This is a genomic window from Methanomassiliicoccales archaeon, from assembly GCA_038740345.1.
In the GTDB taxonomy this organism is placed as follows: domain Archaea; phylum Thermoplasmatota; class Thermoplasmata; order Methanomassiliicoccales; family UBA472; genus JAJRAN01.
Genome location: JAVYMA010000014.1, coordinates 1 through 12,541 on the forward strand (window position 1 = coordinate 1; position 12,541 = coordinate 12,541).

Consider the following 12,541-nt stretch of genomic DNA (forward strand, 5'->3'; position numbering starts at 1 on the left):
CACACAGGACGAGGCCTATCCACGCCTAAACTGGCGTGGCCCAATTGAAGCTTGCCATATTTCGCCCTCCGGTCTCACGAATTGACTCTATCCACGCCTAAACTGGCGTGGCCCAATTGAAGCATGACCACTGCTATCGCGGGTGTGGCACCAGCGGCCTATCCACGCCTAAACTGGCGTGGCCCAATTGAAGCCCGGGCGTGGCGTTCCGTATCCATACTGGCCTGCCTTCTATCCACGCCTAAACTGGCGTGGCCCAATTGAAGCTATCTCACACTATGCCTCCTCATCTGCCGAGCCATCTCTATCCACGCCTAAACTGGCGTGGCCCAATTGAAGCGCCGTGCCGCTCGTCCAATGCAGGCGTATCATCTTGTCTATCCACGCCTAAACTGGCGTGGCCCAATTGAAGCTTCGGCTGCCTCTTTCCCTGCCTCTTGTCCCTCGTCCTATCCACGCCTAAACTGGCGTGGCCCAATTGAAGCCAACGCATCGTGGCGCAATTGAAGCAGCAGGAATCTCTATCCACGCCTAAACTGGCGTGGCCCAATTGAAGCGTCCCCGGAATATGGCCGATGCTGAGGCAATCGCCGTACTATCCACGCCTAAACTGGCGTGGCCCAATTGAAGCCTGTCGCGTGCCAGCCGCTGAAAGGCAGGTATTGGCCCTATCCACGCCTAAACTGGCGTGGCCCAATTGAAGCAGGAGCTCTACCTCCTTCATTCTCATCTCAGCCTGCTATCCACGCCTAAACTGGCGTGGCCCAATTGAAGCTAGAAGAACTGATCGAATCGAAAAAGATAAAAAAGCCTATCCACGCCTAAACTGGCGTGGCCCAATTGAAGCAATCTGTCATAGTAATAGCAAGGGAAGTCGTTTATCCTATCCACGCCTAAACTGGCGTGGCCCAATTGAAGCTGAGAGAGCGTTTATTATACTCTCTCTCATCCTAATCAGCTATCCACGCCTAAACTGGCGTGGCCCAATTGAAGCAGAGCAGATTCTGCCGTCTTCAATGTACACACAGACTACCTATCCACGCCTAAACTGGCGTGGCCCAATTGAAGCTTCGAGAATCGAGGAAGCATACTCCCTAAGGTACGCCTATCCACGCCTAAACTGGCGTGGCCCAATTGAAGCTATTTATTTCATGCTACATGATAACATGTAGCATGACTATCCACGCCTAAACTGGCGTGGCCCAATTGAAGCAATATTGAGATATATTGGTGCAGCGAAAGAAAAGGCTGCTATCCACGCCTAAACTGGCGTGGCCCAATTGAAGCCCGAGTTGCAGGATTGATGAAGCGTACCTTAGGGAGCTATCCACGCCTAAACTGGCGTGGCCCAATTGAAGCCACTATAGACTTCGGAGTAGATTCTGCCGTCTTCGATGTCTATCCACGCCTAAACTGGCGTGGCCCAATTGAAGCTTAACTTTCTTCTTTTGTTTTTATCGTGCTACATGTTACTATCCACGCCTAAACTGGCGTGGCCCAATTGAAGCTCCTCACCTGCCTACACAGGCAATGCCTATATACACCCTATCCACGCCTAAACTGGCGTGGCCCAATTGAAGCGCAGGCGGGGGCACCTCGCCTGTGATAATCATGCACTCTATCCACGCCTAAACTGGCGTGGCCCAATTGAAGCTTTTCTGAGAATATACCTCAGCAACTATTTTATTTTCCTATCCACGCCTAAACTGGCGTGGCCCAATTGAAGCGAGGGTGTGAGACAATGCTTGATGAGGTGATTAGGAGCTATCCACGCCTAAACTGGCGTGGCCCAATTGAAGCACTTTCTCCCCGTCAGGACATATGCCCCTAAATAATCTATCCACGCCTAAACTGGCGTGGCCCAATTGAAGCCTACATCAAGGAGGTGAGGGGGTGAGGGAGAAAAAGCCTATCCACGCCTAAACTGGCGTGGCCCAATTGAAGCTTGTCCAAAACGCCCGTGGCTCTCTCTACAATCGTACTATCCACGCCTAAACTGGCGTGGCCCAATTGAAGCGATCTAACGACCAGATAGAGCTGGAGTGCAGGGACGGCTATCCACGCCTAAACTGGCGTGGCCCAATTGAAGCCGCAACAGGAGCAAGCTGAGGACATTGGAACGGGTGCCTATCCACGCCTAAACTGGCGTGGCCCAATTGAAGCCACATAACGTAACTGCCTACGAATGCGCCCCCTATCTATCCACGCCTAAACTGGCGTGGCCCAATTGAAGCTGTCATGTGGAAACTGGTGGGACCGTCAGTGGTCCGCAGCTATCCACGCCTAAACTGGCGTGGCCCAATTGAAGCCTTTGGGAGTCTCCGACATTGAAAGACTCCACTTGCTATCCACGCCTAAACTGGCGTGGCCCAATTGAAGCTCCTGAAATAAAAACCTGCCCTCGGTGAAGATATAAGCTATCCACGCCTAAACTGGCGTGGCCCAATTGAAGCAGGGCTATGTGTTCAAGCCCTCTCAAGTCCGTATTTATCTATCCACGCCTAAACTGGCGTGGCCCAATTGAAGCGAGGCTAACGACGGGGCCAATCAAGGACCGCAGACGGCCTATCCACGCCTAAACTGGCGTGGCCCAATTGAAGCTCTCAGGACGGGCATATCATGGTGACCTCCCAAGGCCCTATCCACGCCTAAACTGGCGTGGCCCAATTGAAGCATAACCATAGCGCTGGCCGTTCGGACCAAGCTCCATCACGCTATCCACGCCTAAACTGGCGTGGCCATGATAAAATATATTTTTTATTATTAAAATATTTGATAATATTACAAGATGGCCGAGGGGTTTTAGAAACTTGATACTTATATCTTGATATAAGAATCACTCTCTGATGTCGAATCGAATTCCACTTCATACTTATTCCATTGTAGCTAGAGATTCAGAAACTGGAGAAATGGGTGTGGCAGTGCAATCACATTGGTTCGCCGTGGGCACCATCGTCACGTGGGCCGAGGCAGGAGTGGGAGCCGTCGCTACACAAGCCCTGACAGATCCTTCCTACGGCCCCAATGGCCTAGGTTTGATGCGTGATGGAGCCGGTGCTCCAGAGGCGTTGCGCACCCTCTTGGACCGCGATCAATACAGCTCCGTGCGTCAGGTCGCCATGGTTGATTCCAAGGGGAATGTGGCGGCATTCACAGGCAAGAAATGCATTCCCAAGGCAGGGCATATCGAGGGTCAAGGATTCTCCGTCCAAGCTAACATGATGTTGAGCGATGAGGTCTGGCCTGCCATGGAGAAGCGCTTCTTGCAATGGAAAGGGTCTTTGGCCGAAAGGATGATGGCGGCCTTGGAGGCGGCTGAAGAAGCAGGAGGGGATATACGCGGCAGGCAATCCGCGGCCATGTTGGTGGTCAGAGCGCGTCCTACCGGTCGTCCATGGGAGGATCGAGTAGTGGATATACGCGTTGACGATCACAAAGAGCCGATAGTGGAGCTCAAGCGCCTCCTGCGGATTCACAGGGCGTATCAGCACATGAACATGGGGGACAAGGCGTTGGAGACCGAGGACATGTCTGCCGCCCTGAAGCATTATTCCTTGGCGGAGAGGATGTTCCCCCGCAATCTGGAGATGAAGTTCTGGCATGCTGTAGGCCTGACCAACAACGGTCATTTCCAGGACGCTCTGCCCCTATTCAAGAAAATATTCGAAAGAGATGAGAACTGGAAGGAATTGGCCATGAGGATAATCTCAGTAGGGATGCTCCGTTTGGAAGAGGATCAGGTGGAGAGGCTCTTCGATCTTTGATTCATTGCAGAATGTACATAGCCCTATACTCTGCAGCGAGGTCACCTTACCTGAATTTTAGAAGCGAGGATCCAATTAGCCAGGGTAGTTGGTGTACGCGCCCAAGCCCAATCGATTTATGCCTACGATATGCTGGATAATAAGGGGAAGTTTCGCAAATGGAGGCGGCAGAAACGATCACTCGATGACCATCAGCGTCTTTCCCCCCTCCACCATCTCCCCTGGCTTGACTTTGATCTCTTTCACCGTCCCTGCTTCCGTGGCCAATATCTCATTCTCCATCTTCATGGCCTCCAATATCAGCAGGAGCTGATTGGTGTTGACCTTATCACCAGGCTTGACCTTGATGGAGACGATCTTGCCTGGCATGGGAGCCACAATGCTGCCAGTCTCATCCTTGCGCTCGCTCGGCCCCGTCTCCTCCTCAGAGTAGGACTCGCCCCTCTCGATCTCGATGATCGGCTCCACCTTGACCATCACCTTCCTTCCATCCAGATCGATCTCAGCTCCCTCCTCCAGCGACCCTTCGAAATTGAGGGCAAGGAATTCCTTGTTCACCACCACACCCCCATCCTTAGGGGTGCAGACCAGAATATTGTCCCCTAAGGTCACTCTGTAGTCTCCCCCATTCTTCTCCACCAGGGCCTCATGCACTTGACCGTTGAGATGTATCCTTATCTTCACCATGTCCAGCCCCCGCCGCTCACGGCCTCTCTTCTGGCCGCTAGGCGCCACAGGTCTGCCTCTGCCTGAGCCACGTTCCTTTTCACTTTGCTCCGTCTCTCCGCCTGAGCTACGAACAAGGCGGCGATAGCTGCCAGCTGCCTAGGGTCCACGCCCTTCTCTCTCATCTCTCTCTCCTTGAAGAACTCCAGCGCCACTTGGGGGAAGAGGGCGTAGGAGAGCACATCCTCCTCACTGCGGGCATAATCCTTCACCTCGGCCGCCAGCTTCTCGAACTCTGGTGGGAGGAGGTCCGCCGGTCTGACGGTAATCGGCTTCTCATCGCCGATGATCTTCTTCCGCACCTCGGCAGGGATGGGGGCAGGCGTCCTGCCGTACATCCCCCTGACCAGGTTCTTGGTCTCATTGGTGCAGGTCTTGTATCTCTGGCCCGTGATCACATTCAAGGTGGCCTGGGTGCCAACGATCTGGGAGGTTGGTGTTACCAATGGCACATACCCCAGGTCGGCGCGCACCCTTGGCACCTCTTCCAGCACCTCATGCAGCTTGTGCTCCTGCTTGGCCTCGCGCAGCTGGTTGGCGAAATTGGACATCATGCCCCCCGGTATCTGGAATATGAGCACGTCAGTATCGATGGCCGGGCCGCAGCTCTCGTAGTCCTTGTATTTCTTGCGCACCTGGGCGAAGTGCTCTGCTATCTCCGCCAGCTTGAGCAGGTCCAGACCAGTGTCATACTCCGTACCCTTAAGCATGGCCACCAGTGATTCCGTGGGAGGCTGTGACGTGCCCATGGACAGGGAGGATATGGCCGTGTCCACTATGTCCACGCCTGCCTCTATTGCCTTCAGATAAGAGGTCAAAGCCATTCCCGAGGTCATGTGTGAATGCAGGTGGATAGGAAGGGAGGTTTCCTCCTTCAGCCCCTTCACCAATTCGAAAGCGGCGTGTGGCGAAATCAGCCCCGCCATGTCCTTGATGCAGATGGTGTCGGCCCCCATCTCCTCTAGCTTTTTCCCCATCTCCACGAATCCTTGAATGGTATGAACTGGGCTTATGGTATAGCAAATGCTCGCCTCCACTACCGCCCCCACTGATTTCGCGGCCCTCATGGCTGTCTCCATATTGCGCACGTCGTTCAGGGCGTCGAATATGCGGAAGACATCGATGCCCCGAGCATGCGCCTTCTGCACGAACTTCTCTACTATGTCGTCGGAGTAATGGCGATAGCCCACCACGTTCTGTCCCCGCAGCAGCATCTGGAAATGGGTATTGGGCATGGCCTTGCGCAGCTTCGATATCCGTTCCCAAGGATCCTCCTTGAGGAAGCGCAGGCAGGAGTCGAAGGTGGCCCCTCCCCACATCTCCACGCTCCAATAGCCTATCTCGTCTATCACTGGCGCTATGGGCAGCATATCCTCGGTGCGCATCCTCGTGGCGAGGAGAGATTGGTGCGCATCCCTCAGCATCGTATCCGTTATCTTCACCATTTTCCAGCACCTCAGAGCGGCATATTTCCGTGCTTGCGCGGCGGCCTGGTCTCGCGCTTCCTTTCCAAGGCCCTAAGGGCCTGGATGAGCTTAATCCTCGTCTCTCTCGGCTCTATCACATCGTCCACATATCCCTTGGCCGCGGCGACGAAGGGATTGGCGTGGGAACGACGATATTCGGCCGCGAGCTCCTCCCTCTTGGTCTGCGGGTCCTCGGCCAAAATCAGTTCCTTCTTATAGACGATATCGATGGCGGCCTCAGGCGACATGACTGCTATCTCTGCCCCTGGCCAGGCCAGAGTGATATCAGCGCGGATGTGCTTGGAGGCCATGACGCAATAGGCTGGCCCTATGGCCTTGCGCAGGATGAGAGTGATCTTGGGCACCGTGGCCTCGCAGTACGCGTACATGAGCTTGGCGGCATGGCGCACTATGCCTCCCGCCTCCTCCTCCACGGAAGGCAAATATCCTGGCGCATCCACCAGGGTGATGATAGGAAGATTGAAAGCGTCGCAGAAGCGCACGAACCTGGCGGCCTTGGTGGATGAGGCGATATCCAGCGTCCCCGCCAGGAAGGAGGGGTGATTGGCCACGATCCCTACCGGCATCCCATCTAGGCGGGCGAATCCAATTATGATATTGCGAGCGTATTCCTCCTGCACTTCGAGGAAGTCGCCATCGTCCACTATCTTCTTTATGACCGACATGACGTCAAGGGGCTTCATGAGGTCCAAGGGCACGGCCTGGTTCAGCCATTCCTCCGCCCGATCGGGCGAGTCCTTAGGCTGCGATATTGGCGGGGATTCGAGATTATTCGAGGGCAGGAAGGATAAAAGGCGGCGCAGTTTGCGTATGCACTCTCCCTCATCCTTGCAGGAGAAATGCGCGCAGCCGCTCTTTAGGGAATGGACCAGGGCGCCTCCCAATTCCTCATAGTCCGTCTCCACGTTCTGCACCAACTTGATTACCTCAGGTCCCACCATGAACATCTGGCCTGTGCCCTTGACCATGAAATTGAAATCCATGATACCTGGCGAGAAGACGGCAGTGGAAGCGCAGGGGCCCATTATGAGTGAGATCTGGGGCACCACGCCCGAGGCAAGAGCGTTGCGGAAAATGATCTCGGCATAGCCGGCCAGAGCGTCCACGCCCTCCTGGATGCGCGCTCCTCCTGAATCGAAGATGCCGATTATGGGGCGTCCATTCTTCATAGCGAGGTCCATGACCTTGCAGATCTTCATGGCATGCATCTTGCCCACTGACCCGGCGAAGACGGTGAAGTCCTGAGCGAAGATGTACACCTGACGCCCCTCAATTGTCCCATATCCAGTCACCACGCCGTCGCCATGGATGCGGTTGCGCTCCATGCCGAAATCGTGGCATTGATGGGTGACGAAAGGGTCGAGTTCCACGAAGCTACCTGGGTCGAGTATAGCCTCGATGCGCTCTCGCGCGGTCATCTTGCCTTGCTTATGCTGCCGCTCGATGCGCTCGCCTCCCCCTCCTATCTTAGACTTGCGCCTGAGCTCCCTAAGTTCCTTGATGTCCTTTCGCTCCTTGTTCTCGTCCTCAGCGCCCATGGACACATCTCTCCGCCGTTTCCGTGAGGAATCTTCGAATCATTATTAATTCTTTCTTAAAGATTTTGAATCGTTTTCTTCTTCTTTCGTAACTTTAATGCTAGTTTCGTTGACATGAGCGAGCCTAAGCACCAACCCCTCGTCGCTCTTCATGATGAGCGCTCCATCTCGCTGGAGATACAACGCCTTGCCCCTGAAAGTCTCTCTTCCCACTACGGCCTCGATTTGACGTCCCAGGACGCAGGACATGGCCTTATACTCATCCTCGTCCACCTCATCCTTCTTCAGCTTTTCGTAGAATGAATCGATTTCTAGGAGCAAGGTGGAGAGCATTCTCTCTTCATCGATGACTCCATTCTTCTCCTGAGATAAGGATGTGGCGTCGGGAGGAAGCTCTCTGACATCGGTGTTCACATTGATGCCCACTCCCAGCACCACCATCTCCAGACTTCCCCCTTTGAAGACACCTTCGACCAGGATGCCCGCGGCTTTCTTTCCCTCTATCAGAACGTCGTTGGGCCATTTCAGCTTGGGCGTCAGACCAGTCACTTGCCGTATGGCCTTGGCCACTGGGACGCAGGCGTGCACCGTCAGACGTAGAGCATCCTCTGCCGATCCCGGAGGGCGGAGCAGGAAGGAGACGTAGAGGCCTCCAGGTGGGGAGATCCAGCTCCGACCCATACGGCCCCGACCACAGGTCTGTCGTTTAGCTACGACCACCAGCCCTTCGCTCTCTCCCCTCTTCCCCATATCCTTGGCCAAATCGTTGGTGGAAGACACCTCGTCAAATCTTAAAATTCGATTCCAGGAGGACATGCCCTTCTCACATCAAGGCTCCACGGCCCTTAAGCTTGTCAATTTGAAGTTGCCTTTCAGATGGGAAAGGTGCTCCTCGATGATGCTTCGCAGAGAATCCAAACCATCGCCCTTATACTTGGAGATGTCCGCCACCACGGCCATGGACATGGACTCGTAATAGATCAGCACCTTGGTCTTGACCGACATGAGATTGATATCCTGATCCGCCAGGAGGGCCATGACCTCGCCAATGGCCCCTGGCCTGTCCGGGATGAGGAAGTCCATCTGCACCATCCGCAGGCCTTCCTTTAGGGGGCTGATGGACAATACCCAGGAGTCCTGGTCCGCCACCATTATCACGGGCGTGCCGTCCCTGACCCCCTCCATCACTGCCAGGTACTCCGACGGTATCTCGAACTCCATGTTCCTGATAAGTCCAGGTCCCTTCTGCGCCCGTTTAACCGCCTTCACCTTTATGGTTGAGACGGAGGGAACCACGCCTTTGGTATAGCGGTCGTTGATCCGGGAATGCTCGATGAGCATGGAATCCACTTTAGATAGGGAGGCGGACCTCTGCCTTTTCAGGGCCTCGAACTCCTCCTTCAAAGACGCAGGCTCGCCATAATAGGATAGATCGACCATCATCTTCCAAACCATGCACACCTCTGATATCATGCTCAGGGAGACCGAGTTCAAGATGTCGATGTTACGCTCACCCAAGAACTTGGCCACTTGGGCGCAAGCCCCAGGTACATCGATGAGGTAAAAGGTCACATTGCATATCTCCCTATAGTCCTCGGGGCCGATGGTGGAGAGCACGATCTCATGGCTTACATGGCCATTATGCTCATAACGGAACAAGGCGCTGAAGGCCTGACTGCCATCCACTAGCCCCAACAGCCTACCAATCCGCTCAGGTATCCGCACCTTGGAGCGCTCGATCCTACCGAAATCATACAGCTGCATCTTCTGACCAGCGGAACGCAAAGGGCTTTCGATTGATAAACGTTGTCATGGCCATGGTGCGGATCTAGCCATCTCCATCGTCATATAGAGGAATGGATGGTTGGATAGCATCTCGTTTCTCACTCATTAGAATGAAGCCACCGGTGGATTCAAAAGATTGAAATATGCGAGTGTGTGTGCCCCTCGGACATAGGTAGAGCTATACTTAGTATCGGTCTACATAGGAGGATAGCATGGTGACTGAAGGTGAATCTGGCTTCAAGAGGGATGAGAGGCTGAGCTTGAAAGGGAACGGCATAATACTCGCCATACTGGCAGCCATGGCCATGATGGTGATGTTCATAGAGATTATGCTGGTTCCTGCCTTGCCCCACATTGCCATGGAGTTCAGAGAGGATGCAGCCTGGGTATCGTGGGTGCTCTCCGCCTATCTCCTAAGCGGCGCAGTGGCCACGCTCCTTCTTGGCAGACTAGGTGATATCTATGGTAAGAAGAAGGTGATGATGGCCTCCCTGATCATATATTGTGTGGGCCTGATAGGCTGCGCCCTCTCTTGGTCCATGGGGTCCCTGATAACCTTCAGGGCCATACAGGGTTTGGGGATGGGAGTATTCGTACTGGCCTTCGGCATAATCAGGGATACTTTCCCTACACGTCTGATTCCAGTTGCAATTGGCATGATCAGTGCTATGTTCTCCGTGGGGGTGAGCATAGGTCTGCTAGGCGGCGGTTTCATCGTATCCCAGCTCTCCTGGAGGGATGCCTTCTACGTGGTGGCTCCATTGATGATCGTCCTAACGGCCATGGTCTGGTGGCGCATCAAGGATGTAGCACGGCAGCAGGAGAAAGAAAGTGTCGATTTTATAGGCGCAATGCTTGTCAGCGGTGCGGTCCTCAGCTTGCTATTGGCATTGCAACAAGGACAGGACTGGGGCTGGACGGATTCGAGGATAATAAGCCTATTCGCCACTGCCGCATTCCTGACAATGGCTTTCGTGTTTTGGGAGACCAGGAAAGCGAGCATGCCTTTGGTTTCGATAGATCTCATGCGTGTCAGAGGCATCGCCGGGGCCAATGTTGCGGCCCTCTTCGTCGGCATGTCCATGTTCCTCCTGTTCCAGACCTTGCCCTTCTTCCTCATGTCGCCGAAGGAGATCGGAGGATTCGGTGTGCAGGATGCCTTCATGATCGGCGTCTATATGTTTCCCAGCGCCCTGGCGCAGCTCATCTTCGCTCCTTTGGCGGGCAAATGGTCCAGATCGATAGGGGCAGACAAAATGCTCATCTCGGGATTGCTCATCCTTACGCTAGGAATGTTCCTGATATCCTTTTGGCACGAGGCGCTGTGGCAGGTCATGGTTAACGTGTTCATCGCAGGCCTAGGGCTAGGGTTCGCCATGGTATCGCTGATAAACGTGGTGGCTATGTCCTGCCCTAAGAGACAGTTCGGGGTGGCCTCGGGCATGAACACCTTGTTCCGGGTGGTGGGCGGGTCGATAGGACCAGTTCTGGGGTCGGTCATCACCGCCTCCTTCATGGTCAACTATTTCCCTCCTGGGAGTCCATTCCCTATTCAATTGCCGGGGGAGACAGGCTATACCATGGTCTTCATGGTCGCGGGGCTCATCGCCTTCATCGGTGCGATGATATGTGCGCTGATGCGTCCAGGGAAAGGAGCATGCTTTGAGGAAGAGTCACCGGCCGTGGGAGCGGAGGCATGATTGGCAAGGGACACGTGTATAAGGGGAATCGCATCAGCCCTTCGCAATTCCTCATGCTGGTGGTACTGCGCAAGGGGCCCATGTACGGCTATGAGGTGCTGAAGCGCCTGCGAGAGGAATTCTCTGGCCTGTGGGAGCCGCAGAGCGGAGCGGTGTACCCGGCGCTGAAGAAGCTGGAGGAGCATGGGCTCCTGCGCTCGGAGCGTAAGGAAGACAAGGATTATTACGCCCTGTCAACGGAGGGCGAGCAGTGGTTGAAGGATAGGCTGGCGAGCATCTCCAGCGATGTGCTCTTCATGGCTCGCTATTTTCAGGTGATAGGTGAAGCGGCGGGCGAGAACGCACCCCGCGAAAGCCGAACATTGGATCCAAGCACCCTCCCACCCCACCTTGCTCACCTCATGGCTGAGGAGATGGATCTCCCGGATCGCTTGAAGCACCTGAAGAAGATGAGGGCCATGCTGTCCCAAGGAGTGGCAGAAATGGACAAGGAGATCGCGAGGCTGGAAGGATGCCTGAAGGAGAGATAATATGACTGCTATCATTGAGGTCAGGGACCTGGTAAAGGTGTTCGATGGTAAGATACGAGCTGTGGACGGCATATCCTTCGATGTAGAGGAAGGCGAGATCTTCGGCTTTCTCGGTCCCAACGGAGCGGGCAAGAGCACGACCATCAACATCCTGGTGACTCTTCTACGCCCCACCAGTGGCTCGGCGAAAGTCCTCGGCATGGATGTGGTGAAGGAGGCGAAGAAGGTGCGCCAGGTGATCGGCTTGGTGCCTCAGGACCTCACCGTGGACGATGATCTATCTGGCAGGGAGAACATGATGCTCCAGGCAGATCTTTATAATGTGGATAAGAAGGAAGCCCATGCCCGCATAGATGAGCTCCTTAGGCTGGTTAAATTGGAGGACGCAGCCGATCGCCTGGTGAAGACTTATTCCGGCGGGATGCGCAAGCGGTTAGAGCTAGCGGAAGGCCTGATACATCGGCCGAAGGTGCTTTTCCTGGACGAACCAACTTTAGGCCTGGACATTCAGACCAGAGCGACCATGTGGGAGCACATCCGGAAGCTGAAGACGGAGCATAATATGACCGTGTTCATGACCACGCATTACTTGGAGGAAGCGGACAGCCTATGTGACCGCATCGGCATAATCGACCTTGGGAGGCTCATGGCGCTGGATTCGCCCGAGACGCTGAAGCGCTCTCTAGGAGGAGACGTGATCCAGATGTCGGTGGACGGGGGGTTGGATGTGACCCCTGCCATCAGGTCCGTCCCTGGCGTGGTGGACGTGAGGAAGGAAGGTTCTGAATACCGGGTGAAGGTCCTGAAGGGTGAAACAGCTATGGCCGCGGTGCTTAAGGCGGTCATTGAAGCAGGGGGCAACGTGAGCTCCGTCTCCTTGCAAAGGCCGAATATGGATCAAGTCTTCTTGGAGTATACGGGGCGTTCGCTAAGAGACGCAGAACAAACGCAGGGCAGCAGCATCGGGGAAAGGGTGGCCCGCAGCCGCATGGCGCAGAGGAGGCATTGAGC

Annotated in this window: 9 protein-coding genes and 1 CRISPR repeat array; of the genes, 4 read left to right on the top strand and 5 right to left on the bottom strand. The window is 54.9% G+C overall.

Annotated features, from left to right (window positions below; translation table 11 throughout):
- Positions 1–15 precede the first annotated feature (15 nt).
- A CRISPR array of direct repeats spans positions 16–2,750; the repeat unit is 36 nt; unit sequence CTATCCACGCCTAAACTGGCGTGGCCCAATTGAAGC.
- A gap of 96 nt (positions 2,751–2,846) precedes the next feature.
- Positions 2,847–3,764, top strand: coding sequence for a DUF1028 domain-containing protein (locus QW520_05820; GenBank protein MEM0449322.1), 918 nt, complete (start codon positions 2,847–2,849; stop codon positions 3,762–3,764).
- Positions 3,765–3,941: 177 nt separating this feature from the next.
- On the opposite strand, the gene QW520_05825 is transcribed toward QW520_05820, so the two are convergent.
- From QW520_05825 to QW520_05845, 5 genes are read right to left on the bottom strand one after another with little or no spacing between them, the layout of a single operon-like run.
- Complete coding sequence (locus QW520_05825) at positions 3,942–4,499, bottom strand: biotin/lipoyl-containing protein (GenBank protein MEM0449323.1); 558 nt, start codon at positions 4,497–4,499, stop codon at positions 3,942–3,944.
- Positions 4,445–5,935 (bottom strand): pyruvate/oxaloacetate carboxyltransferase, encoded by a 1,491-nt coding sequence (locus tag QW520_05830; protein MEM0449324.1) that lies wholly within the window; start codon positions 5,933–5,935, stop codon positions 4,445–4,447. The genes QW520_05825 and QW520_05830 overlap by 55 nt, the downstream gene beginning before the upstream one ends.
- An 11-nt stretch (positions 5,936–5,946) precedes the next feature.
- Positions 5,947–7,515, bottom strand: a complete 1,569-nt coding sequence (locus QW520_05835; protein ID MEM0449325.1) for an acyl-CoA carboxylase subunit beta — start codon at positions 7,513–7,515, stop codon at positions 5,947–5,949.
- 45 nt (positions 7,516–7,560) lie between these two features.
- Positions 7,561–8,331 carry a biotin--[acetyl-CoA-carboxylase] ligase gene (locus QW520_05840; protein MEM0449326.1) on the bottom strand — a complete coding sequence of 257 codons (771 nt, stop codon included), beginning with the start codon at positions 8,329–8,331 and terminating at the stop codon, positions 7,561–7,563.
- A gap of 12 nt (positions 8,332–8,343) precedes the next feature.
- Complete coding sequence (locus QW520_05845) at positions 8,344–9,279, bottom strand: hypothetical protein (protein ID MEM0449327.1); 936 nt, start codon at positions 9,277–9,279, stop codon at positions 8,344–8,346.
- Positions 9,280–9,512: 233 nt separating this feature from the next.
- Here QW520_05845 and QW520_05850 point away from each other — a divergent pair, with 233 nt between their 5' ends.
- The 3 genes from QW520_05850 to QW520_05860 are packed head-to-tail and all read left to right on the top strand — an operon-like array spanning position 9,513 to position 12,539.
- Positions 9,513–11,000, top strand: a complete 1,488-nt coding sequence (locus QW520_05850; protein ID MEM0449328.1) for an MFS transporter — start codon at positions 9,513–9,515, stop codon at positions 10,998–11,000.
- Positions 10,997–11,530: a PadR family transcriptional regulator gene (locus QW520_05855; protein MEM0449329.1), complete on the top strand. Its 534-nt coding sequence runs from the start codon at positions 10,997–10,999 to the stop codon at positions 11,528–11,530. The genes QW520_05850 and QW520_05855 overlap by 4 nt, the downstream gene beginning before the upstream one ends.
- 1 nt (position 11,531) lies before the next feature.
- Positions 11,532–12,539 (top strand): ATP-binding cassette domain-containing protein, encoded by a 1,008-nt coding sequence (locus QW520_05860; GenBank protein ID MEM0449330.1) that lies wholly within the window; start codon positions 11,532–11,534, stop codon positions 12,537–12,539.
- Positions 12,540–12,541 lie beyond the last annotated feature (2 nt).